General features: G+C 42.6%; 24 protein-coding genes, 1 rRNA gene, 1 pseudogene and 2 other annotated features. All 26 genes and pseudogenes read left to right on the top strand.

Going from position 1 to position 24,571, the window contains the following annotated elements; genetic code table 11:
* Window positions 1–131: 131 nt before the first annotated feature.
* Window positions 132–247, top strand: a 5S ribosomal RNA gene (gene rrf, locus UJ203_RS20290).
* Between the two features lie 245 nt (window positions 248–492).
* The gene (ctsR, locus tag UJ203_RS20285) at window positions 493–957 is read left to right on the top strand and encodes a transcriptional regulator CtsR (protein ID WP_010332747.1); all 465 of its coding nucleotides are present in this window, start codon (window positions 493–495) and stop codon (window positions 955–957) included.
* A gap of 13 nt (window positions 958–970) precedes the next feature.
* Window positions 971–1,528, top strand: a complete 558-nt coding sequence (locus UJ203_RS20280) for a UvrB/UvrC motif-containing protein (protein WP_322013548.1) — start codon at window positions 971–973, stop codon at window positions 1,526–1,528.
* Entirely contained in the window at window positions 1,528–2,619 is a 1,092-nt protein-coding gene (locus UJ203_RS20275) for a protein arginine kinase (RefSeq protein WP_059291687.1), read from the top strand. The genes UJ203_RS20280 and UJ203_RS20275 overlap by 1 nt, the downstream gene beginning before the upstream one ends.
* A complete protein-coding gene (gene clpC, locus UJ203_RS20270) occupies window positions 2,616–5,048 on the top strand; it encodes an ATP-dependent protease ATP-binding subunit ClpC (RefSeq protein ID WP_010332750.1) in 2,433 nt (810 codons plus the stop codon). Before UJ203_RS20275 ends, clpC begins: the two co-directional genes overlap by 4 nt.
* A 91-nt stretch (window positions 5,049–5,139) precedes the next feature.
* A complete protein-coding gene (gene radA, locus UJ203_RS20265; RefSeq protein ID WP_248339798.1) occupies window positions 5,140–6,516 on the top strand; it encodes a DNA repair protein RadA in 1,377 nt (458 codons plus the stop codon).
* Between the two features lie 3 nt (window positions 6,517–6,519).
* Window positions 6,520–7,602, top strand: coding sequence for a DNA integrity scanning diadenylate cyclase DisA (disA, locus tag UJ203_RS20260; RefSeq protein ID WP_003242042.1), 1,083 nt, complete (start codon window positions 6,520–6,522; stop codon window positions 7,600–7,602).
* A 119-nt stretch (window positions 7,603–7,721) separates the two neighbouring features.
* On the top strand, window positions 7,722–8,822 hold the full coding sequence (locus tag UJ203_RS20255; protein ID WP_322013544.1) for a PIN/TRAM domain-containing protein: 1,101 nt from the start codon (window positions 7,722–7,724) through the stop codon (window positions 8,820–8,822).
* A gap of 14 nt (window positions 8,823–8,836) precedes the next feature.
* Window positions 8,837–9,535 (top strand): 2-C-methyl-D-erythritol 4-phosphate cytidylyltransferase, encoded by a 699-nt coding sequence (gene ispD / locus UJ203_RS20250; RefSeq protein ID WP_059336719.1) that lies wholly within the window; start codon window positions 8,837–8,839, stop codon window positions 9,533–9,535.
* Window positions 9,528–10,004 (top strand): 2-C-methyl-D-erythritol 2,4-cyclodiphosphate synthase, encoded by a 477-nt coding sequence (gene ispF / locus UJ203_RS20245; RefSeq protein WP_095714845.1) that lies wholly within the window; start codon window positions 9,528–9,530, stop codon window positions 10,002–10,004. Before ispD ends, ispF begins: the two co-directional genes overlap by 8 nt.
* Before the next feature lie 88 nt (window positions 10,005–10,092).
* Window positions 10,093–11,544: a glutamate--tRNA ligase gene (gltX, locus tag UJ203_RS20240; RefSeq protein ID WP_044153440.1), complete on the top strand. Its 1,452-nt coding sequence runs from the start codon at window positions 10,093–10,095 to the stop codon at window positions 11,542–11,544.
* A 2-nt stretch (window positions 11,545–11,546) separates the two neighbouring features.
* Window positions 11,547–11,777 (top strand) — a binding site (T-box leader).
* 80 nt (window positions 11,778–11,857) lie between these two features.
* Window positions 11,858–12,511 carry a serine O-acetyltransferase gene (cysE, locus tag UJ203_RS20235; protein WP_059336716.1) on the top strand — a complete coding sequence of 218 codons (654 nt, stop codon included), beginning with the start codon at window positions 11,858–11,860 and terminating at the stop codon, window positions 12,509–12,511.
* On the top strand, window positions 12,508–13,908 hold the full coding sequence (gene cysS, locus UJ203_RS20230) for a cysteine--tRNA ligase (RefSeq protein ID WP_059352661.1): 1,401 nt from the start codon (window positions 12,508–12,510) through the stop codon (window positions 13,906–13,908). The genes cysE and cysS overlap by 4 nt, the downstream gene beginning before the upstream one ends.
* Window positions 13,909–13,911: 3 nt before the next feature.
* Window positions 13,912–14,344, top strand: a pseudogene (locus tag UJ203_RS20225) (mini-ribonuclease 3).
* On the top strand, window positions 14,328–15,077 hold the full coding sequence (gene rlmB, locus UJ203_RS20220; RefSeq protein WP_059336713.1) for a 23S rRNA (guanosine(2251)-2'-O)-methyltransferase RlmB: 750 nt from the start codon (window positions 14,328–14,330) through the stop codon (window positions 15,075–15,077). The pseudogene UJ203_RS20225 and the gene rlmB overlap by 17 nt, the downstream one beginning before the upstream one ends.
* A gap of 6 nt (window positions 15,078–15,083) precedes the next feature.
* A complete protein-coding gene (rae1, locus tag UJ203_RS20215; RefSeq protein WP_105955684.1) occupies window positions 15,084–15,596 on the top strand; it encodes a ribosome-dependent mRNA decay endonuclease Rae1/YacP in 513 nt (170 codons plus the stop codon).
* Between the two features lie 62 nt (window positions 15,597–15,658).
* Window positions 15,659–16,315: an RNA polymerase sporulation sigma factor SigH gene (gene sigH / locus UJ203_RS20210; protein WP_003225758.1), complete on the top strand. Its 657-nt coding sequence runs from the start codon at window positions 15,659–15,661 to the stop codon at window positions 16,313–16,315.
* A 91-nt stretch (window positions 16,316–16,406) separates the two neighbouring features.
* Entirely contained in the window at window positions 16,407–16,556 is a 150-nt protein-coding gene (gene rpmG / locus UJ203_RS20205; protein WP_003156421.1) for a 50S ribosomal protein L33, read from the top strand.
* Between the two features lie 33 nt (window positions 16,557–16,589).
* A complete protein-coding gene (gene secE, locus UJ203_RS20200) occupies window positions 16,590–16,769 on the top strand; it encodes a preprotein translocase subunit SecE (protein ID WP_010327716.1) in 180 nt (59 codons plus the stop codon).
* Window positions 16,770–16,952: 183 nt separating this feature from the next.
* The gene (gene nusG, locus UJ203_RS20195) at window positions 16,953–17,486 is read left to right on the top strand and encodes a transcription termination/antitermination protein NusG (RefSeq protein WP_003225764.1); all 534 of its coding nucleotides are present in this window, start codon (window positions 16,953–16,955) and stop codon (window positions 17,484–17,486) included.
* Window positions 17,487–17,653: 167 nt separating this feature from the next.
* Entirely contained in the window at window positions 17,654–18,079 is a 426-nt protein-coding gene (rplK, locus tag UJ203_RS20190; protein ID WP_003156430.1) for a 50S ribosomal protein L11, read from the top strand.
* 94 nt (window positions 18,080–18,173) lie between these two features.
* Window positions 18,174–18,872, top strand: a complete 699-nt coding sequence (rplA, locus tag UJ203_RS20185; protein ID WP_003225765.1) for a 50S ribosomal protein L1 — start codon at window positions 18,174–18,176, stop codon at window positions 18,870–18,872.
* Window positions 18,873–18,919: 47 nt separating this feature from the next.
* Window positions 18,920–19,059 (top strand) — a sequence feature (ribosomal protein L10 leader region).
* Window positions 19,060–19,123: 64 nt separating this feature from the next.
* The gene (rplJ, locus tag UJ203_RS20180) at window positions 19,124–19,624 is read left to right on the top strand and encodes a 50S ribosomal protein L10 (protein ID WP_044153425.1); all 501 of its coding nucleotides are present in this window, start codon (window positions 19,124–19,126) and stop codon (window positions 19,622–19,624) included.
* 43 nt (window positions 19,625–19,667) lie between these two features.
* Entirely contained in the window at window positions 19,668–20,039 is a 372-nt protein-coding gene (gene rplL, locus UJ203_RS20175) for a 50S ribosomal protein L7/L12 (RefSeq protein WP_003156436.1), read from the top strand.
* A 90-nt stretch (window positions 20,040–20,129) separates the two neighbouring features.
* Window positions 20,130–20,735, top strand: a complete 606-nt coding sequence (locus UJ203_RS20170) for a class I SAM-dependent methyltransferase (protein ID WP_322013528.1) — start codon at window positions 20,130–20,132, stop codon at window positions 20,733–20,735.
* Window positions 20,736–20,984: 249 nt separating this feature from the next.
* A complete protein-coding gene (gene rpoB / locus UJ203_RS20165; RefSeq protein ID WP_044153423.1) occupies window positions 20,985–24,566 on the top strand; it encodes a DNA-directed RNA polymerase subunit beta in 3,582 nt (1,193 codons plus the stop codon).
* The last annotated feature ends 5 nt before the right edge of the window (window positions 24,567–24,571 follow it).

Raw genomic sequence — 24,571 nt, 5'->3', positions numbered from 1 at the left:
TCAGGTTGATAGGTCTGAGGTGGAAGTGTGGCGACACATGGAGCTGACAGATACTAATCGATCGAGGACTTAACCTAATGTCTAATGATGTCACACCTGTTATCTAGTTTTGAGAGAACACTCTCAAATTGTTTGGTGGCGATAGCGAAGAGGTCACACCCGTTCCCATGCCGAACACGGAAGTTAAGCTCTTCAGCGCCGATGGTAGTCGGGGGTTTCCCCCTGTGAGAGTAGGACGCCGCCAAGCAATTAAAAAAAGGGCAGCTCATATGAGCTGCCCTTTTTTGCGTTCTGCTTTATTGGTATCATAAAATTTCATTTAGTTATATAATATAATAACTTCACAGATAAATTTTAAGTGAATAATCAGGTTTTATGGATTTAAAAAATGGAAATACTTAAGATAGAGCGAGAAAGTTGAAAATTCTCGAAAAACACCTTATAGTAAGATTAAAGTCAAATATAGTCAAAGTCAATAAAGGAGGGGGTTGAGTGGGACATAATATTTCTGACATCATTGAACAGTACTTGAAACAAGTGTTAGATCAAAATGGCAAGGAAATTTTAGAAATTAAACGTAGTGAAATTGCAGATAAATTTCAATGTGTTCCTTCCCAAATAAATTATGTCATCAACACCAGATTTACAAGCGAGAGAGGATATATTGTTGAGAGCAAACGCGGGGGCGGCGGTTACATCAGAATCATTAAAATTAAAATGAATAATGAAGTTGTCCTAATCAATAATATTATTTCTCAAATTAATACCCATTTGTCTCAAGCAGCCTCTGATGACATTATTTTAAGGCTATTAGAAGACAAGGTGATCTCTGAAAGAGAAGCAAAAATGATGGTCAGCGTGATGGATCGCTCAGTACTGTACATTGATTTGCCTGAACGTGATGAATTAAGAGCGAGAATGATGAAAGCTATGCTGACCGCTTTAAAATTAAAATAAGCGGGTGAAAAGATTGATTTGTCAAGAGTGCAATGAGAGACCAGCCACTTTTCACTTTACAAAGGTTGTTAACGGAGAGAAAAAAGAGGTTCACATCTGCGAACAATGTGCAAAAGAACATAGCGATTCATATGGTATAAGTGCAAGTCATGGTTTCTCTATTCATAATTTACTATCAGGTTTACTGAACATGGATTCTTCATTTCAGAATGCTGGAACTCAAATGTTCAGCCATTCCGAGCAAATATCTGCTTGTCCGAAGTGCGGAATGACATTTCAGCAATTTAGAAAAACCGGCCGGTTTGGCTGTGCCGAATGTTATAAAACATTTCATAGCAACATTACACCGATCTTACGCAAAGTTCACAGCGGAAACACAGTGCATGGCGGGAAAATACCGAAACGTATAGGCGGCAACCTGCATGTCAGACGACAGATCGATACGCTGAAAAAAGAATTAGAAGCTTTAATACAACAAGAAGAATTTGAAAATGCAGCCCATGTGAGAGATCAAATTCGTTCATTAGAACAGTCACTCAAAAGTACAGATAGTGAGGAGGAACAGGGGTAATGTCGCTAAAGCATTTTATTCAGGACGCATTAAGCAGTTGGATGAAGCAGAAAGGCCCTGAAAGTGACATTGTACTCAGCAGCCGCATACGTTTAGCTAGGAACTTTGAAAATATTCGGTTCCCTACGCGATATTCCAATGAAGAAGCCTCATCCATCTTACAACAGTTTGAAGAACAGTTTTCAGAACAAGAAATTCCCGGTGTCGGCAAATTCCTTTTGATCAGAATGAACGACGCACAGCCTTTAGAAAAACGGGTGCTTGTTGAAAAGCATCTCATCAGCCCTAATTTGACAGAGTCTCCTTTTGGCGGCTGTTTGCTTTCTGAAAATGAGGAAGTAAGCGTCATGTTGAATGAGGAGGACCACATAAGAATTCAGTGTCTTTTCCCAGGATTTCAGCTTCCGCAAGCAATGAAAGCCGCAAACCAAGTTGATGACTGGATTGAGGAAAAGGTTGATTATGCATTTAGTGAGCAAAGAGGTTACTTAACCAGCTGTCCTACAAATGTAGGTACGGGCTTAAGGGCTTCAGTCATGATGCATCTTCCGGCACTGGTTTTAACTAGGCAAATAAATCGAATTATACCGGCTATTAATCAATTAGGCTTAGTTGTTAGAGGAATTTATGGGGAAGGCAGCGAAGCAGTAGGAAATATCTTTCAAATTTCAAATCAAATCACGCTTGGAAAGTCGGAGCAGGATATTGTCGATGACCTTAACAGCGTAGCCGCCCAACTGATTGAACAGGAACGATCTGCTCGAGAAGCGCTTTACCAAACCTCTAAGATTGAGCTTGAGGATCGTGTGTATCGATCCTATGGAGTCTTGTCCAATTGCCGAATGATAGAATCGAAAGAAACTGCAAAGTGTCTTTCAGATGTTCGGTTGGGTATAGACCTAGGCATTATAAAAGGACTTTCAAGCAATATACTTAATGAACTGATGATTTTAACACAGCCGGGATTTTTACAGCAGTACTCGGGAGGCGCTTTGCGTCCGAACGAAAGAGATATACGAAGAGCGGCTCTTATCAGAGAACGGCTCCACTTAGAAATGAATGGGAATAGACAGGAGGATGAATCGATATGATGTTTGGAAGATTTACAGAACGAGCTCAAAAGGTACTGGCGCTTGCACAGGAAGAAGCACTTCGTTTAGGTCATAATAATATCGGCACTGAGCATATTTTATTAGGACTGGTGCGAGAAGGAGAGGGCATCGCTGCTAAAGCACTTCAAGCGCTTGGACTTGGTTCAGATAAAATCCAAAAAGAAGTTGAGAGCTTAATTGGGCGCGGACAGGAAATGTCTCAAACGATTCATTATACTCCGAGAGCTAAAAAAGTTATTGAGCTATCAATGGATGAGGCCAGAAAACTCGGCCATTCTTATGTGGGAACAGAGCATATTCTTCTTGGGCTTATTCGCGAAGGTGAAGGTGTGGCTGCGAGAGTGCTTAACAATCTCGGAGTCAGCTTGAATAAAGCAAGACAGCAAGTGCTTCAGCTTCTTGGAAGTAATGAAACAGGTTCATCAGCGGCTGGAACAAACAGCAATGCGAATACGCCTACACTAGATAGCCTGGCAAGAGATTTAACAGCAATTGCGAAGGAAGACAGCCTTGATCCGGTTATCGGCAGAAGCAAAGAAATTCAGCGTGTCATTGAAGTGCTGAGCCGCAGAACGAAAAACAATCCTGTTCTGATTGGGGAACCGGGCGTAGGGAAAACGGCTATCGCAGAAGGTCTTGCACAGCAAATTATCAATAATGAAGTTCCCGAAATTTTACGGGATAAACGCGTTATGACATTAGACATGGGAACAGTTGTTGCCGGTACAAAATATCGCGGTGAATTTGAGGATCGTTTGAAGAAAGTTATGGATGAAATCCGTCAGGCCGGAAACATCATTCTATTCATTGATGAGCTCCATACACTAATCGGAGCGGGCGGAGCAGAAGGTGCCATTGATGCATCCAACATTTTGAAACCTTCACTTGCTCGCGGAGAACTTCAGTGCATTGGTGCGACAACTCTTGATGAGTACCGTAAATATATTGAAAAAGATGCAGCTCTGGAACGCCGTTTTCAGCCAATCCAGGTTGATCAGCCGTCTGTAGACGAAAGCATTCAAATCCTAAAAGGCTTGCGTGACCGATATGAAGCCCACCACCGCGTTTCTATCACTGACGAAGCCATTGAGGCTGCGGTTAAGCTTTCTGACAGATATATCTCTGACCGTTTCCTTCCGGATAAAGCTATTGACTTGATCGATGAAGCGGGTTCAAAGGTCAGATTGCGTTCCTTTACAACGCCTCCTAATTTAAAAGAGCTTGAACAGAAACTTGATGAAGTACGAAAAGAGAAGGATGCTGCGGTGCAAAGCCAAGAATTTGAAAAAGCGGCTTCCTTGCGTGATACGGAACAGCGTTTGCGTGAGCAAGTGGAAGATACGAAAAAATCATGGAAAGAGAAGCAGGGACAGGAAAACTCAGAGGTTTCTGTAGATGATATTGCGATGGTTGTATCCAGCTGGACTGGGGTGCCTGTATCAAAAATCGCTCAAACTGAAACTGATAAGCTTCTTAATATGGAGAGCATTCTTCATTCCCGTGTCATCGGCCAAGATGAAGCTGTTGTAGCCGTTGCTAAAGCGGTCAGACGTGCAAGAGCAGGGCTAAAAGACCCTAAACGCCCAATTGGCTCATTCATTTTCTTAGGCCCTACAGGTGTAGGTAAAACGGAGCTTGCACGGGCACTTGCTGAGTCTATCTTCGGTGATGAAGAAGCCATGATCAGAATTGATATGTCTGAATACATGGAAAAACACTCGACTTCTAGACTTGTAGGTTCACCTCCAGGGTATGTGGGATACGATGAGGGCGGCCAATTAACAGAGAAGGTAAGAAGAAAACCATACTCTGTTGTGCTTCTTGATGAGATTGAGAAAGCGCACCCTGACGTCTTCAATATCCTCCTTCAAGTACTTGAGGACGGACGATTGACTGATTCTAAAGGCCGTACAGTTGATTTCCGCAACACGATTCTGATCATGACGTCAAACGTCGGAGCAAGTGAGCTGAAACGCAACAAATATGTCGGCTTCAACGTTCAGGATGAGACGCAAAATCATAAAGACATGAAGGATAAAGTGATGGGTGAGCTGAAACGTGCGTTCAGACCGGAATTCATCAACCGTATTGATGAAATTATCGTCTTCCATTCACTCGAGAAAAAACATCTGGCTGAAATCGTGTCATTGATGTCTGATCAATTAACGAAACGTCTTAAAGAACAGGATCTTTCTATTGAATTGACGGAAGCTGCGAAAGCAAAAGTCGCGGAAGAGGGCGTAGACCTTGAATACGGTGCCCGCCCGCTCAGAAGAGCCATTCAAAAACATGTGGAGGATCGTTTATCTGAAGAGCTGCTCAGAGGTAACATTCATAAAGGACACCATATCGTTCTTGATGTAGAAGATGGCGAATTTGTCGTAAAAACAACAGCTAAAACGAATTAATATAGAAGACGAAAATGAGGCATACAGCATGTAAGTGTATGCCTCAATTTCGTATCAAGAAATAGAACAAGGGAGAGGTCTTACACTATTTATGGCTAAAACAAAATCCAAATTCATCTGCCAATCCTGCGGCTACGAGTCTCCAAAATGGATGGGGAAATGTCCGGGCTGCGGTGCTTGGAATACAATGGTGGAAGAAATGATTAAAAAAGCACCGGCCAATCGGAGAGCGGCTTTTTCTCATTCTGTTCAAACCGTTCGGAAACCTTCCCCCATAACATCAATCGAAACATCAGAAGAACCCCGGGTTAAAACACAGCTCGGCGAGTTTAACAGAGTGCTCGGCGGCGGTGTGGTGAAGGGCTCACTTGTTTTAATTGGCGGGGACCCCGGCATCGGAAAATCGACCTTATTACTGCAAGTATCCGCTCAGTTATCTGGTTCAACACGTCATGTTCTGTACATTTCAGGAGAAGAATCGGTAAAACAAACGAAATTAAGAGCAGACCGTCTGGGCATAAATAATCCCTCACTGCATGTTTTATCCGAAACCGATATGGAGTATATTTCGTCTGCTATAGAAGAGATGAATCCAGCGTTTGTGGTTGTTGACTCTATTCAAACGGTCTATCAAAGCGATATTACATCGGCTCCCGGCAGTGTGTCACAGGTAAGAGAATGTACAGCCGAGCTGATGAAAATTGCAAAGACAAAAGGTATTCCGATATTTATTGTAGGTCACGTAACGAAAGAAGGATCCATCGCGGGGCCGAGACTGCTGGAGCATATGGTTGACACTGTTTTATACTTTGAAGGAGAACGTCACCATACTTTCCGAATCTTACGGGCTGTAAAAAACCGCTTTGGTTCTACAAACGAAATGGGTATTTTTGAAATGCGGGAAGAAGGGCTCACTGAGGTACTGAATCCTTCAGAGATCTTCTTAGAAGAGCGTTCGGCGGGATCAGCGGGGTCGAGCATAACGGCTTCTATGGAAGGTACAAGGCCGATTCTTGTTGAAATTCAAGCGCTCATCTCGCCAACAAGCTTTGGCAATCCGCGGCGCATGGCAACAGGGATAGATCATAACAGGGTGTCACTGTTAATGGCTGTGTTAGAAAAAAGAGTAGGTCTGCTGCTGCAAAATCAGGATGCATATTTGAAGGTAGCGGGCGGCGTCAAACTTGATGAACCTGCGATTGATCTTGCTATAGCGGTCAGTATCGCATCAAGCTTTAGAGATACACCTCCAAATCCTGCAGATTGCTTTATAGGAGAAGTGGGATTAACCGGAGAAGTCCGCCGGGTATCAAGAATTGAACAGCGTGTAAAAGAAGCGGCAAAGCTTGGTTTTAAACGCATGATCATACCTGCGGCAAATCTGGATGGATGGACGAAACCAAAAGGGATTGAGGTCATCGGAGTAGCAAATGTTGCAGAGGCACTTCGTACTTCATTAGGAGGATAATAGATGGAAAAAGAGAAAAAAGGGGCGAAACATGAGTTAGACCTGTCTTCTATTTTGCAGTTTGTTGCTCCTGGAACACCGCTCAGAGCGGGGATAGAAAATGTACTGAGAGCAAATACAGGCGGTCTGATTGTTGTTGGATATAATGATAAAGTAAAAGAAGTGGTGGATGGCGGTTTCCACATTAACACCGCTTTTTCTCCGGCGCATTTATATGAACTGGCTAAAATGGATGGAGCGATTATTTTAAGTGATTCTGGTCAAAAGATCCTATATGCCAACACACAATTGATGCCTGAAGCCACAATTTCTTCGTCAGAAACAGGAATGCGGCACCGCACCGCCGAAAGAGTAGCTAAGCAAACCGGCTGTCTCGTTATCGCAATTTCTGAGAGAAGAAATGTCATAACGTTATATCAGGAAAGTATGAAGTATACACTAAAAGACATAGGATTTATTTTAACAAAAGCGAATCAAGCCATTCAAACTCTAGAAAAATATAAAACAATTCTGGATAAAACGATTAATGCACTAAACGCATTAGAGTTTGAGGAACTCGTTACATTCAGCGATGTTCTGTCTGTGATGCACCGTTATGAAATGGTGCTGCGAATCAAAAATGAAATCAACATGTATATCAGAGAACTGGGAACAGAAGGTCATTTGATTAAGCTGCAGGTCATCGAACTGATTACTGATATGGAAGAAGAGGCTGCTTTATTTATTAAGGATTATGTGAAAGAAAAGATTAAAGATCCATTTGTCCTTTTAAAAGAGCTGCAGGATATGTCCAGCTACGATTTGCTTGATGATTCCATTGTTTATAAGCTGCTTGGTTATCCGGCTTCTACAAATCTTGATGACTATGTTCTGCCTAGAGGATACAGGCTGCTAAATAAGATTCCGCGCCTTCCGATGCCGATTGTGGAGAATGTGGTGGAGGCATTTGGCGTTCTGCCGAGAATTATTGAGGCCAGTGCAGAAGAATTAGATGAAGTAGAGGGTATTGGTGAAGTACGAGCCCAAAAAATCAAAAAGGGCTTAAAACGCCTTCAAGAGAAGCATTATTTAGACAGACAGCTATGATTTTCGGTTAAAACCATATCTTTACGGGTATATTATTGTTGGTTTTTGTTTATTCTGATATTCGTAGGTTGCGTAAAATCTTGTGAAATACAACAATTTTCTTTAAAGGAGGTGGGGGTATGTTAAAACGAATAGTTCAGGCGTTCTTCATAATCTTCGGCGGCGTTGTTGGTATATTTTTAATACCTGAATTGTTTGTACTGTTAAGTTTACAGGACATACCTTTAATAACAAACGCATATACGTCTGCGGCAATAGGTGCAATTATCTTTTTTCTCATCAGTATATGGGGTACAGATTACGTTGTGAACTGGGTTAAGTGGATAGAGGATTCATTATTAAAAGCGCCTGTTCCAGATTTGTTATTTGGAAGTCTTGGCTTAGTATTTGGACTTATAATTGCTTATCTTATCGTAAACGTTATTCCTTTAGACAATATACCTTACCGCATACTCAGCACAATCATCCCTGTGTTTTTAGCTTTCTTTCTCGGTTATCTTGGCTTTCAGGTGGGCTTTAAGAAAAAGGATGAATTGATCAGCCTATTCTCCATTTCCGCCAGAATGCAAAAGAAAAAAGGAACAGCTGATGAAGATCATGAGGTCCAAGACAAAAAGCTGAAAATCCTGGACACAAGTGTTATTATTGATGGGAGAATTGCAGATATTTGTCAGACTGGTTTTTTAGAGGGAATTATCGTGATTCCGCAGTTTGTCCTTGAGGAATTGCAGCATATCGCTGACTCCTCAGATGTGTTAAAACGCAACAGAGGACGCCGCGGTCTTGATATCCTGAATCGCATTCAAAAAGAATTAGATATTAAAGTTGAAATTTATGAAGGTGACTTTGAAGATATTCAGGAGGTTGACAGCAAGCTTGTCAAACTCGCTAAACTGACATCCGGAGTCGTTGTGACGAATGATTTTAATTTAAATAAAGTATGCGAGCTTCAGAAGGTAGCAGTGTTAAACATTAATGACCTTGCCAACGCGGTCAAGCCTGTTGTGCTTCCGGGTGAGGAAATGAATGTTCAGGTCATTAAAGACGGCAAAGAGCATAATCAGGGAGTCGCTTACTTGGATGACGGCACTATGATTGTCGTTGAAGAAGGACGGAATTATATCGGCAAACACATTGATGTTCTCGTCACAAGCGTGCTGCAGACAGCAGCGGGACGAATGATTTTTGCCAAGCCTAAGCTGTTGGAGAAGGCGCTGTAAAGGGAGAAAGAACAATGAATTATGATGTGGTAATTCTTGCGGCCGGACAGGGGAAACGGATGAAGGCAGGGAGAAATAAACTGTTTATCGAGCTGAAAGGAGACCCGGTTATCATTCACACTTTACGGGTGTTTGACAGCCATCGTCCGTGCGGCAGAATCATTTTGGTGATTAACGAGCGCGAACGGGACGACTTTCAGCAATTGCTGAACCAATATCCGTTTCAAACCGCTATCGAGCTTGTAGCAGGCGGAGATGAACGCCAGCACAGTGTTTATAAAGGGCTCAAAGCCGTTAAACAAGAAAAGATTGTCCTCGTTCATGACGGCGCTCGCCCTTTTATAAAGCATGACCAGATTGACGAACTGATTGCTGAAGCGGAGCAGATCGGAGCGGCCATCCTGGCTGTTCCGGTAAAAGATACGATTAAACGCGTTCAAGATTTAGAAGTCAGTGAGACGATTGAACGTTCAAGCTTGTGGGCTGTCCAAACGCCACAAGCTTTTCGTCTTTCTTTATTGATGGAGGCTCACGCTGAGGCAGAGCGCAGAGGGTTTTTAGGAACGGATGACGCCAGTCTCGTCGAACAGCTGGAGGGCCGTTCGGTTCGTGTTGTAGAGGGTAACTATACAAATATTAAGCTGACGACTCCTGATGATTTAACGTCAGCTGAAGCTATCATGGAAGCAGAAAGTGGGAATAATCATGTTTAGAATCGGACAAGGTTTTGATGTGCACCAATTAGTAGAGGGCCGGCCTCTCATTATCGGCGGAGTTGAAATCCCGTATGAAAAAGGATTGCTCGGACATTCTGACGCGGATGTATTATTGCACACCGTTGCTGACGCATGTCTCGGAGCTGTCGGGGAGGGCGACATCGGCAAGCATTTCCCTGATACAGATCCGGAGTTCAAGGATGCTGATTCGTTTAAATTACTTCAGCATGTCTGGGGGATTGTGAAACAGAAGGGTTATGTACTTGGAAATATTGACTGTACGATCATTGCGCAGAAGCCGAAGATGGCGCCGTACATAGAAGACATGAGAAAAAGAATCGCTGAAGGGCTTGAGGCAGAGGTTTCCCAAGTGAATGTTAAAGCGACCACGACCGAAAAGCTTGGATTTACAGGAAGAGCGGAAGGAATAGCGGCTCAAGCCACAGTGCTGATACAAAAAGGCTAACTTGTTTTGATGCCTGGTCTATTTGGTGGTAGAATAGATGCATACATTTAGCCTGAGGCCATACATGAGATGAAAGGAAGTATTTGAAATGGGAAACGAAGTACGCGTCCGTTATGCACCGAGTCCAACAGGACATTTGCATATTGGAAATGCCAGAACGGCGCTTTTTAATTATTTATTTGCCCGCAACCAAGGCGGCAAGTTTATTATCCGTGTTGAGGACACTGATAAAAAACGTAACATTGAGGGCGGAGAACAAAGCCAGCTCAACTATTTAAAATGGCTTGGCATCGACTGGGATGAGAGTGTGGATGTCGGCGGAGAGTACGGCCCATACCGTCAGTCCGAGCGTAACGATATCTATAAGGTTTACTATGAAGAGCTGCTTGAAAAAGGGCTTGCTTATAAATGTTTCTGTACAGAAGAAGAACTTGAAAAAGAACGTGAAGAGCAGATTGCCCGCGGAGAAATGCCACGTTATTCCGGAAAGCACAGAGATCTGACTCAGGAAGAACAGGAAAAATTCCTTGCAGAGGGCAGAAAGCCGAGTATTCGTTTCCGTGTCCCTGAAGGAAAAATCATTGCGTTTAATGATATTGTAAAAGGTGAAATTTCTTTCGAATCTGATGGCATCGGCGACTTTGTTATTGTGAAAAAAGACGGAACGCCGACTTATAACTTTGCAGTTGCTGTGGATGACTATCTAATGAAAATGACACACGTGCTGCGCGGTGAGGACCATATTTCGAATACACCAAAACAGATCATGATCTTTCAAGCGTTCGGCTGGGATATTCCTCAGTTCGGCCACATGACGCTGATTGTAAATGAAAGCCGTAAAAAGCTCAGCAAACGTGATGAATCAATTATTCAATTCATTGAGCAATATAAAGAGCTTGGCTACTTGCCGGAGGCGCTGTTCAACTTTATCGGCCTGCTGGGCTGGTCGCCGGTGGGAGAAGAAGAGCTTTTCACAAAAGAAGAGTTTATTGAAATTTTTGATGTAAATCGTTTATCTAAATCACCAGCTTTGTTTGATATGCATAAGCTGAAATGGGTCAACAACCAATATGTGAAAAAATTGGATCTTGATCAGGTTGTTGAGCTTACGCTTCCGCATCTTCAAAAAGCCGGCAAAGTTGGCAATGAACTATCTCCTGAAGAACAAGAATGGGTTCGCAAACTGATTTCTCTATATCATGAGCAATTGAGCTACGGTGCGGAAATTGTTGAGCTGACTGATTTGTTCTTTACGGATGAGATCGAGTATAATCAAGAAGCAAAAGCTGTTTTAGAAGAAGAACAGGTGCCTGAAGTGCTCAGCACATTCGCTGCGAAGCTTGAAGAGCTGGAGGAGTTCACTCCGGACCAAATCAAAGCTTCTATCAAAGCAGTACAAAAAGAAACAGGTCATAAAGGGAAAAAACTGTTTATGCCGATCCGTGTTGCTGTAACAGGCCAAACTCACGGTCCTGAGCTTCCGCAATCAATTGAACTGATCGGAAAAGAATCTGCAATTCAGCGGTTGAAAAATATCTAAATAGATGATTGTTGACAGGGAAGAGTATAAAGCTTTAGACCAATACAGAAAGGATCTTCATTGGCTGAGAGAGATCCAGGAGTCGGGTTTTAGAAGTGCGCCCTTAAGACCTTTGAAGAACGTTTTTTGAAATCAGTATTCAAAGGCGGCCGCCGCCGTTACAGGCTGAAGTTGGGAGAGCAGGAGTCTGCTTTTCAAACAGAGTGGAACCGCGCGGTCAAAGCGTCTCTGTCATGTTTACATGCAGAGGCGCTTTTTTTATTGGGTCTAGAGGAAATAGATAGATGATAGCGGGTAGAATGGGGGGAAGCATGTGTTTTTTAAAATGCTCAAAGAAGACATTGATACGGTGTTCGATCAAGATCCTGCAGCACGAAGTTATTTTGAAGTGATTTTAACTTATTCCGGTTTACATGCTATATGGGCGCATCGGATTGCACATGCTTTATATAAACGAAAATTTTATTTCCTTGCACGCCTTATATCTCAGGTGAGCCGATTTTTTACAGGAATTGAAATCCACCCAGGGGCTACGATCGGAAGAAGATTTTTCATAGACCATGGGATGGGGGTTGTCATTGGGGAGACATGTGAAATCGGCAATAACGTAACCGTTTTTCAGGGGGTTACCCTTGGAGGAACGGGGAAAGAAAGGGGCAAAAGGCATCCGACAATTAAAGATGACGCATTGATAGCGACAGGTGCTAAAGTGCTCGGTTCAATAACTGTCGGTGAAGGCTCTAAAATAGGGGCTGGTTCAGTTGTGCTGCACGATGTTCCGGACTACTCTACAGTTGTCGGCATCCCGGGAAGGGTTGTCGTGCAAAACGGCAAGAAAATCAAACGGGATTTAAACCATCAGGATTTACCCGATCCGGTTGCTGACCGGTTTAAGTCTTTGGAACAGCAGATTTTAGAGCTGAAGACGGAACTTGAAGACAGAAAAGAAAGGATTAATCAAAAATGACAATCACTCTTTATAATACATTGACTAGACAGAAGGAAACGTTTGTTCCTCTTGAAGAGGGAAAAGTGAAAATGTACGTGTGCGGACCGACGGTTTACAATTATATTCATATTGGAAATGCCCGTCCGGCCATCGTTTATGACACGGTTCGAAACTATTTAGAGTATAAAGGCTACGATGTCCAATATGTCTCTAACTTCACAGATGTAGATGATAAATTAATTAAAGCGGCAAATGAACTTGGTGAAGATGTTCCGACCATTTCTGAGCGTTTTATTAAGGCATACTTTGAAGATGTGGGCGCTCTTGGCTGCAGAAAAGCGGACCTTCATCCGCGCGTCATGGAAAACATGGACGCGATTATTGATTTCATAGATCAGCTGGTGAAAAAGGGCTATGCTTATGAATCTGAAGGAGATGTTTATTTCAAAACAAGAGCATTTGAGGGATACGGAAAGCTCTCGCAGCAATCGATTGATGAATTGAGATCTGGCGCACGCATCCGAGTTGGCGAGAAAAAAGAAGATGCTCTTGATTTCGCTCTGTGGAAAGCGGCTAAAGAAGGAGAAATCTCTTGGGATAGCCCTTGGGGGAAAGGACGTCCGGGCTGGCATATCGAATGCTCTGCGATGGTGAAAAAGTACTTAGGTGATCAAATTGATATCCATGCAGGCGGCCAGGATTTAACATTTCCTCACCATGAAAATGAAATTGCTCAATCAGAAGCGCTGACTGGCAAAACATTTGCGAAATACTGGCTTCATAACGGCTATATCAATATCGATAATGAAAAAATGTCAAAATCACTCGGCAACTTTGTGCTTGTGCATGACATTATTAAACAGCATGATCCGCAGCTGCTCAGATTCTTTATGCTGTCTGTTCACTATCGTCACCCAATTAACTATTCAGAAGAGCTTCTGGAGAACACAAAGAGCGCGTTTAACCGGTTGAAAACAGCGTATAGCAACCTTCAGCACCGTTTAAACAGCAGCACGAATTTAACAGAAGATGATGATAAATGGCTTGCAAAGATTGAAGAACATCGAACAGCATTTGAAGAAGCAATGGATGATGATTTTAATACAGCGAATGCCATTTCTGTTTTATTCGATTTGGCGAAGAATGCGAACTATTATCTTCAGGAAGATCATACGGCAGATCACGTTATTACAGCGTTTATTGACATGTTTGACCGAATTGTTTCTGTCCTCGGTTTCTCACTGGGTGAGCAGGAGCTTCTGGATCAAGAGATTGAAGATTTGATTGAAAAAAGAAATGAAGCGCGCCGCAATCGTGATTTTGCTCTGTCTGATCAGATCCGCGACCAGCTGAAAAGCATGAATATCATTCTTGAAGATACGGCTCAAGGCACTCGCTGGAAACGGGGAGAATAACGGATGCTTGATTTTGAAACGATAAAAGATTCAAAGCAGCTTAACGGCCTTGCGCTTGCTTATATAGGTGATGCCATTTTTGAAGTTTATGTGAGGCATCACCTGCTTAAGCAGGGATTTACCAAACCAAATGATCTTCACAAGAAATCAAGCCGGATCGTATCGGCAAAGTCACAGGCTGAGATCCTTTTCTTTCTGCGGAATCAATCATTTTTCACGGAAGAAGAGGAAGCGGTGCTGAAAAGAGGCAGAAATGCCAAGTCGGGAACGATTCCTAAAAATACAGATGTGCAGACGTACCGCTATAGCACAGCATTTGAAGCACTACTGGGCTATCTTTTTCTTGAGAAAAAAGAAGAAAGACTGAATCAGCTTGTTGCTGAAGCTATACAATTCGGAACGGTCAGGGAGGAAAACAAATGAGTCAGCAACATGATTACGTCATAGGAAAAAATGCAGTGATCGAGACGTTAAAATCAGATCGCAAGCTGTATAAGCTGTGGATGGCGGAAAACACCGTAAAGGGACAAGCACAGCAGGTGATTGAGCTTGCGAAAAAGCAGGGCATCACCATTCAATACGTCCCTAGAAAAAAACTCGACCAAATGGTGACAGGGCAGCACCAAGGTGTAGTGGCGCAGGTCGCAGCGTATGAGTACGCGGAACTGGACGACTTATATAAAGCGGCAGAGGAAAGAAATGAACAGCCTTTCTTTCTCATTCTGGACGAGCTTGAGGACCCTCATAATCTCGGTTCAATAATGAGAACAGCTGATGCAGTCGGCGCCCATGGTATTGTGATTCCAAAACGCAGAGCTGTCGGGCTGACAACTACTGTAGCAAAGGCTTCAACAGGCGCAATTGAGCATATTCCAGTCGCAAAGGTCACCAATTTGGCGCGAACGCTAGAGGAAATGAAAGAGCGGGGAATCTGGGTTGTCGGAACGGATGCATCCGCGCGGGAGGATTACCGCACAATGGACGGCAGCATGCCTTTGGCTCTCGTCATCGGAAGTGAAGGAAAAGGAATGGGACGCCTGATTAAAGAAAAATGTGATTTTCTTATTAAACTCCCGATGGCAGGTAAAGTTACTTCACTCAATGCATCTGTAGCGGCGGGGCTTTTGATGTATGAAGTCTACCGGAAGCGAAACCCTCTGGGAGAATAATGATCAATGGATATCCTGTTAGTAGACGGATACAACATGATTGGAGCCTGGCCGCAGCTGAAGGATTTAAAAGCGAACAGTTTTGAAGAGGCGAGAGACGTACTGATTCAGAAAATGGCGGAATATCAATCGTATACAGGAAACAGGGTTATTGTCGTATTTGACGCGCATCTTGTGAAGGGAATTGAGAAAAAACACACTAACCACAGAGTTGAAGTGATTTTCACAAAAGAAAATGAGACTGCGGATGAGCGGATAGAAAAGCTGGCACAGGATCTGAATAACATTGCGACTCAAATTCATGTTGCGACCTCTGACTACACTGAGCAGTGGGCGATTTTCGGACAGGGGGCATTGCGAAAATCGGCCCGGGAGCTCTTGAGAGAGGTAGAAGCGATAGAAAGGCGAATCGAAAGGCGGGTAAGAAAGATCACTTCCGAAAAGCCAGCGGGTAAAATTGCTTTATCGGAAGAGGTTTTGAAAACGTTTGAAAAATGGCGGAGGGGCGACTTAGATTAAGTTGACGCTTTTTTGTCCAGTAATGTATAATATTTCTATCTACGTGCGCCGGGGGGATCGGAGTGAATCTACAGAACAACAAGGGAAAATTCAACAAAGAGCAGTTTTGCCAGTTGGAGGACGAGCAGGTCATTGAAAAGGTTCATGTTGGGGACAGTGATGCGTTAGATTACTTGATTACGAAGTACCGAAACTTTGTTCGAGCAAAAGCAAGATCCTATTTTTTAATAGGTGCGGACAGAGAAGATATTGTTCAGGAAGGAATGATAGGCCTCTATAAGTCTATTCGTGACTTCAAAGAGGACAAGCTTACCTCTTTCAAAGCTTTCGCAGAATTATGTATTACCCGCCAAATTATTACCGCAATAAAGACAGCTACTCGCCAGAAACACATTCCTTTGAATTCCTACGTCTCATTAGATAAACCGATTTTTGATGAAGAATCAGACCGAACGCTGCTTGATGTCATTTCGGGAGCGAAAACGTTAAACCCAGAAGAAATGATTATCAATCAGGAAGAATTTGATGATATTGAAATGAAAATGGGAGAACTTTTAAGTGATTTAGAGAGAAAAGTACTTGTATTATATCTAGACGGAAGAAGCTATCAAGAGATTTCAGATGAGCTGAACCGCCATGTGAAATCGATCGATAACGCCCTTCAGCGAGTCAAACGCAAGCTGGAGAAGTACCTGGAAATTCGCGAGATCAGTTTGTAATAGGGATTTATGGTATATTGACAGTATTTTTCTGACTATGATATGTTACTTAAGATAAGAACTAATGTCTATTTAGAAAAGGTGTAATGACATGAGAAAAAAGATTACGTTAGCATGCAAAACATGCGGAAACCGTAACTATACGACAATGAAGAGCTCTGCATCAGCGGCTGAGCGATTAGAAGTAAAGAAATACTGCAGTACTTGCAATTCACATACAGCTCATCTTGAAACAAAATAGTGTTTGCGCTTTTAAATTGTGGAGGTCTTTTACATGCGTATTATGAGATTCTTTAAAGATGTTGGGAAAGAAATGAAAAAGGTAAGCTGGCCTAAAGGAAAAGAGTTAACTCGCTATACCATCACGGTTATTTCAACAGTTATCTTTTTTATTATCTTTTTTGCCCTCCTTGACACAGGAATTTCTCAATTAATTCGTTTAATAGTTGAATAATGATCAGCAATACGTGCTATAATAGATCATAATATCACTTGCCAAAACCCGTTCAGCGGGTTTTTTATTGTGGGTTAAAAATGAAAGTTATCATAGGCTTACCGCCTATTTTTTGCATGAAGCGTTATGGTAGTACACTAAAACCAAATGCGGGGAGGGAAGGACTGGACAGTCCTGAAGAGAATGGAAAAGAATTGGTATGTTGTTCACACGTACTCTGGTTATGAGAACAAAGTAAAAGCCAACTTGGAAAAACGTGTTGAATCAATGGGGATGCAGGATAAGATTTTTCGTGTAGTCGTACCTGAAGAAGAAGAGACAGATATCAAAAACGGCAAGAAAAAAGTCGTTAAAAAGAAAGTATTCCCTGGTTACGTCCTTGTTGAAATCGTCATGACGGATGATTCTTGGTATGTTGTCCGCAATACACCAGGTGTTACTGGATTCGTAGGTTCTGCCGGCTCTGGTTCAAAACCGACGCCGCTTCTTCCTGGCGAAGCAGAAACCATTCTGAAGAGAATGGGTATGGACGAACGCAAAACTGACATTGACTTTGAATTAAAAGAGACAGTGAAAGTGATAGACGGACCTTTTGCCAACTTTACGGGATCAATTGAAGAGATTGACTACGATAAAAGCAAGGTTAAAGTTTTCGTTAATATGTTCGGCCGTGAAACGCCGGTTGAGCTGGAATTTACCCAGATCGACAAATTGTAATGTGAAAAAACTTGAAATTGCTATATATAAATGATAATATAGCAAAGGTACGTCTTGGACTTATCCAAGGCAGCTAGCTTGATATTTCGTCATTCATATAAAGAATGAAACCTTGAGTGGGAGGGTTTACCCTATTACCACATCACGGACTTAAGGAGGTGTGTCTCGTGGCTAAAAAAGTAGTAAAAGTTGTAAAATTGCAAATTCCTGCTGGAAAAGCTAACCCAGCGCCGCCAGTTGGACCTGCACTAGGTCAAGCCGGTGTTAATATCATGGGATTCTGTAAGGAGTTTAACGCTCGTACAGCTGACCAAGCTGGTTTAATCATTCCTGTTGAAATTTCGGTTTACGAAGACCGTTCATTTACATTTATTACAAAAACTCCGCCTGCTGCAGTATTGCTTAAAAAAGCAGCTGGAATTGAGTCTGGTTCTGGTGAACCAAACCGTAATAAAGTGGCAACCGTTAAGCGCGATAAAGTACGCGAAATCGCTGAAACGAAAATGCCTGACTTAAACGCAGCAGACGTTGAAGCGGCAATGCGCATGGTTGAAGGTACTGCACGCAGTATGGGTATTGTAATCGAGGATTAATTTGTTTCTTGTCGGGTTGCGAGTTTTCACAAGTTCGCAACCCTTATTCGTGGGAGGTTATTCCGCTATAACCACATAAGGAGGAAATTTTAAAATGGCTAAAAAAGGTAAAAAGTACGCAGAAGCTGCTAAGCTTGTAGATCGTGCGAAAGCTTACGATGTTTCTGAAGCAGTAGCTCTCGTTAAAAAAACAAACACAGCTAAATTCGACGCTACAGTTGAAGTTGCATTCCGTCTAGGGGTTGACCCTCGTAAAAACGACCAGCAAATCCGCGGAGCAGTTGTGCTTCCAAACGGAACTGGTAAAACCCAGCGCGTTCTCGTTTTCGCAAAAGGCGAAAAAGCGAAAGAAGCTGAAGCTGCTGGTGCAGATTACGTTGGAGATACTGACTACATCAACAAAATTCAACAAGGCTGGTTCGATTTCGATGTAATCGTAGCTACACCTGACATGATGGGTGAAGTTGGTAAAATCGGTCGTGTACTTGGACCAAAAGGTTTAATGCCAAACCCTAAAACTGGTACAGTTACTTTCGAAGTTGAAAAAGCAATCGGCGAAATCAAAGCTGGTAAAGTTGAATACCGCGTTGATAAAGCTGGAAACATCCATGTTCCTATCGGTAAAGTTTCTTTCGAGGATGAAAAACTTGTTGAGAACTTCACAACAATGTATGATACAATCCTGAAAGCAAAACCTGCTGCAGCAAAAGGTGTTTATGTGAAAAACGTTGCTGTAACCTCTACTATGGGACCTGGTGTCAAAGTAGACGCTTCAACTTTCAACGTAAAATAATATTGACATGAATTCAACATTCTGATATGATTCAAAATGTTGTAAAATATAATATATCATTTATACCGTAGACAGTAGGGGCTTAACGGCTTAATATCCTACCGAGGTGTATATTATCACAGCTATTACGTTACGTATGCTTGTATATACAGCCTCCATGTCTCATGGAGGCTTTTTATATGGAATCCGTTTCTCAGTCGTGATCACCTAACGGTATAAGTGTTACACAAGAATCTACAGGAGGTGTAACCATGAGCAGCGCAATTGAAACAAAAAAAGTTGTTGTTGAAGAAATTGCTTCTAAATTAAAAGAAAGCAAATCAACGATCATCGTTGATTACCGCGGACTTAACGTTTCTGAAGTAACAGAACTTCGTAAACAGCTTCGTGAAGCTAACGTTGAGTTCAAAGTTTACAAAAACACAATGACTCGCCGTGCGGTTGAACAAGCTGAACTTGATGGTTTGAATGATGTCTTAACTGGACCGAATGCAATTGCATTCAGTACTGAGGATGTTGTCGCTCCAGCTAAAGTTCTTAACGAGTTTGCTAAACAGCATGAAGCTCTTGAAATCAAAGCTGGCGTTATCGAAGGTAAAGTTTCTACTGTTGAAGAAGTGAAAGCTCTTGCTGAACTTCCATCACGCGAAGGCTTGCTTTCTATGTTGCTTAGCGTACTTCAAGCTCCAGTTCGCAACCTTGCTCTTGCTGCAAAAGCTGTGGCAGATCAAAAGGAAGAACAAGGCGCTTAATCTAATCAGTTTTTAAAAATCAAAACAAATGGAGGAATTACAAATGGCTTTAAATATCGAAGAAATCATTGCTTCCGTTAAAGAAGCAACTGTACTTGAATTGAACGACCTAGTAAAAGCAATCGAAGAAGAATTTGGCGTAACTGCTGCTGCTCCTGTAGCTGTAGCTGGCGGAGCTGCTGCAGGCGGAGCTGCTGAAGAGCAAAGCGAATTCGACCTTATCCTTGCTGGTGCAGGTTCTCAAAAAATCAAAGTTATCAAAGTTGTACGTGAAATCACTGGTCTTGGCTTGAAAGAAGCTAAAGAACTTGTTGACAACACTCCAAAACCACTTAAAGAAGGTATTGCTAAAGAAGAAGCTGAAGAGCTTAAAGCTAAACTTGAAGAAGTTGGCGCTTCTGTAGAAGTTAAGTAATCTTCACTTGCCTGTAGGGGAAGCTCGCTTTTATGAGGCGGGCTTTTTCTTTGCCATTCTTTAAGTTATGAAAAAAAGGAGGTTCTAATAATGAGTGAGCACTATTATTCAGAAAAACCTTCAGTAAAAAGCAACAAACAAACATGGTCTTTTAGGCTTCGAAACAAGGAGTTTACGTTTACCAGCGACAGCGGTGTTTTTTCTAAAAAGGAAGTCGATTTTGGCTCGCGCCTGCTGGTCGAATCTTTTGAAGAGCCTGAAGTTGAGGGCAGCTTTCTAGATGTAGGCTGCGGCTATGGCCCGATTGGATTATCGCTGGCCGGCGACTTTAAAGACCGGACCATCCACATGATTGATGTTAATGAAAGAGCCGTAGAGTTATCAAATGAAAATGCAGAACAAAACGGAATAACAAACGTTGAGATTTACCAAAGCGATTTGTTTTCAAACGTTGACTCTGCTCAAACATTTGCTTCTATTCTTACAAATCCCCCAATCCGAGCCGGAAAAAAAGTTGTCCATGCTATCTTTGAGAAAAGCGCTGAACACTTAAAAGCTTCAGGTGAATTGTGGATCGTCATACAGAAAAAACAAGGTGCGCCTTCTGCCATTGAAAAGCTTGAGAAACTGTTCGAAGAAGTTTCTGTCGTTCAAAAAAAGAAAGGCTATTATATCATAAAAGCAAAAAAAGTTTGACTCGGTATTTTGGCTATGTTAATATTATAAAATGCCAATGTATATATTTAGATTGATATGATGAAATGTCAATATCTATGTATAAATTATACAAGTATGGAAATGCTAATAAAATCGGTATTTGTTTTTGGATGTGGTTTTCTTAATTAGAAACCCTTTTTTCTTTTGTCTTGTAAAAGTGTTTTCTTTCTTTCTTTGGAAGAAATGCTTATTACACATATAATACGCATGATTTGAGGGGTGAATCAGTTGACAGGTCAACTAGTTCAGTATGGACGACACCGCCAGCGCAGAAGCTATGCTCGCATTAGCGAAGTGTTAGAATTACCAAATCTCATTGAAATTCAAACCTCTTCTTATCAGTGGTTTCTTGATGAGGGTCTTAGAGAGATGTTTCAAGACATATCGCCAATTGAGGATTTCACTGGTAACCTCTCTCTTGAGTTCATTGATTACAGTTTAGGGGAGCCTAAATATCCAGTAGAGGAATCAAAAGAACGTGATGTGACTTACTCAGCTCCGCTAAGAGTGAAGGTTCGTTTAATTAACAAAGAAACTGGAGAGGTAAAAGACCAAGATGTCTTCATGGGGGATTTCCCTATTATGACAGATACAGGTACTTTTATCATAAACGGTGCGGAACGCGTTATCGTTTCCCAGCTTGTTCGGTCTCCAAGTGTATATTTCAGTGGTAAAGTAGACAAAAACGGTAAAAAAGGTTTTACCGCAACTGTCATTCCAAACCGTGGCGCATGGTTAGAATACGAAACTGATGCGAAAGATGTTGTTTATGTACGCATTGATCGCACACGTAAGTTGCCGGTTACGGTTCTTTTGCGTGCTCTCGGCTTCGGCTCCGATCAAGAGATTCTTGATCTTGTAGGAGAAAACGAATACCTGCGAAATACGCTTGATAAAGATAACACAGAAAACAGCGATAAAGCGCTGCTCGAAATCTATGAGCGCCTCCGTCCTGGAGAGCCGCCTACAGTGGAAAATGCGAAAAGCTTGCTTGATTCTCGTTTCTTTGATCCGAAACGATACGATCTTGCCAATGTAGGACGCTATAAAATTAATAAAAAGCTTCATATTAAAAATCGCCTCTTTAATCAGAGACTTGCTGAAACGCTTGTTGATCCTGAAACAGGAGAAATTCTGGCTGAAAAAGGTCAGATTCTTGATAGAAGGACTCTTGATAAAGTACTGCCATACTTAGAAAACGGAATCGGTTTCAGAAAGCTGTATCCGAACGGCGGTGTTGTTGAGGATGAAGTAACACTTCAATCCATTAAAATCTTTGCTCCTACTGATCAAGAAGGAGAACAGGTTATTAATGTGATCGGCAATGCTTACGTTGAAGAAGAGATTAAAAACATTACACCTGCTGATATTATTTCTTCTATCAGCTACTTCTTCAACTTGCTGCACGGAGTAGGCGACACAGATGATATTGACCATCTTGGAAACCGCCGTTTACGTTCTGTAGGTGAACTTCTCCAGAACCAATTCCGTATCGGTTTAAGCCGTATGGAGCGTGTGGTTCGTGAGAGAATGTCAATTCAAGATACGAATACAATTACACCTCAGCAGCTGATCAATATTCGTCCTGTTATTGCGTCCATAAAAGAGTTCTTTGGAAGCTCTCAGCTTTCTCAATTCATGGACCAGACGAACCCGCTTGCTGAATTAACACATAAGCGCCGTCTGTCGGCTCTTGGACCGGGCGGATTGACACGTGAGCGTGCCGGAATGGAAGTGCGTGACGTTCACTACTCCCACTATGGCCGTATGTGTCCGATTGAAACGCCAGAGGGACCGAACATCGGTTTGATCAACTCACTATCATCATATGCAAAAGTAAACCGTTTTGGCTTTATTGAAACGCCATATCGCCGCGTTGATCCTGAAACAGGAAAAGTGACGCCAAGAATCGATTACTTAACTGCTGATGAAGAGGATAACTACGTTGTCGCTCAGGCAAATGCACGACTCGATGACGAAGGTGCGTTTGTGGATGACAGCATTGTAGCCCGTTTCCGCGGAGAGAACACCGTTGTTCCTAGAAACCGTGTTGACTACATGGATGTATCGCCTAAGCAGGTAGTATCTGCTGCGACAGCATGTATCCCGTTCTTAGAAAACGATGACTCGAACCGTGCCCTAATGGGAGCGAACATGCAGCGTCAGGCTGTGCCTTTGATGCAGCCGGAAGCGCCATTTGTAGGAACTGGTATGGAATACGTATCAGGTAAAGACTCTGGTGCCGCTGTGATTTGTAAACACCCTGGTATCGTTGAACGTGTAGAAGCGAAAAACGTTTGGGTTCGCCGCTATGAAGAAGTAGACGGTCAAAAAGTAAAAGGAAACCTAGATAAATACAGCTTGCTGAAATTTGTCCGCTCTAACCAAGGTACTTGCTACAACCAGCGTCCGATCGTAAGTGTCGGCGATGAAGTGGTAAAAGGAGAAATCCTTGCTGACGGTCCTTCTATGGAGCTTGGTGAACTTGCACTTGGCCGTAACGTAATGGTCGGCTTCATGACATGGGATGGCTACAACTATGAGGATGCCATCATCATGAGTGAACGTCTTGTGAAAGATGATGTTTATACATCTATTCACATTGAAGAATATGAATCAGAAGCACGTGATACTAAACTCGGGCCTGAAGAAATCACTCGCGATATTCCGAACGTCGGTGAAGATGCGCTTCGCAATCTTGATGACCGCGGAATTATCCGTATAGGGGCAGAAGTAAAAGACGGAGATCTTCTTGTTGGTAAAGTAACGCCTAAGGGTGTAACAGAACTTACTGCAGAAGAACGCCTTCTTCACGCCATCTTTGGTGAAAAAGCCCGCGAGGTTCGTGATACTTCTCTTCGTGTGCCTCACGGCGGCGGCGGAATTATTCACGATGTTAAAGTCTTCAACCGTGAGGACGGAGACGAACTTCCTCCAGGTGTGAACCAGTTAGTACGCGTATATATCGTTCAGAAACGTAAAATTTCTGAAGGGGATAAAATGGCCGGTCGTCACGGTAACAAAGGTGTTATCTCTAAGATTCTTCCTGAAGAGGATATGCCTTATCTTCCTGACGGCACACCAATTGATATCATGCTTAACCCGCTGGGCGTACCATCACGTATGAACATCGGGCAGGTATTAGAGCTTCACATGGGTATGGCCGCTCGTTACCTCGGCATCCACATTGCGTCACCGGTATTTGACGGAGCGCGTGAAGAGGATGTTTGGGAAACACTTGAAGAAGCCGGAATGTCTCGTGACGCTAAAACCGTTCTTTACGACGGACGTACTGGAGAGCCGTTTGATAACCGTGTATCTGTCGGTATCATGTACATGATTAAACTGGCTCACATGGTTGACGATAAACTTCATGCACGCTCTACAGGTCCTTACTCACTTGTTACGCAGCAGCCTCTTGGCGGTAAAGCACAATTTGGCGGACAGCGTTTTGGTGAGATGGAGGTTTGGGCACTTGAAGCTTACGGTGCAGCTTACACTCTTCAAGAGATTCTGACTGTTAAGTCTGATGACGTGGTTGGACGTGTGAAAACATACGAAGCCATCGTTAAAGGCGACAACGTTCCTGAACCTGGTGTTCCGGAATCATTCAAAGTATTAATTAAAGAACTTCAAAGTTTAGGTATGGATGTGAAAATCCTTTCTAGCGATGAAGAAGAAATAGAAATGAGAGATTTAGAAGACGAAGAAGATGCAAAACAAGCTGACGGCCTGGCGTTATCAGGTGATGAAGAGCCGGAAGAAACAGCATCTGCAGACGTTGAACGCGATGTAGTAACAAAAGAATAATCTCT

Source organism: Bacillus sp. V26 (genome assembly GCF_034296245.1).
In the GTDB taxonomy this organism is placed as follows: Bacteria; Bacillota; Bacilli; order Bacillales; family Bacillaceae; genus Bacillus; species Bacillus halotolerans.
The sequence above is the reverse complement of the archived record's forward strand: the minus strand, read 5'-3'. Positions and strand labels throughout refer to the sequence as shown.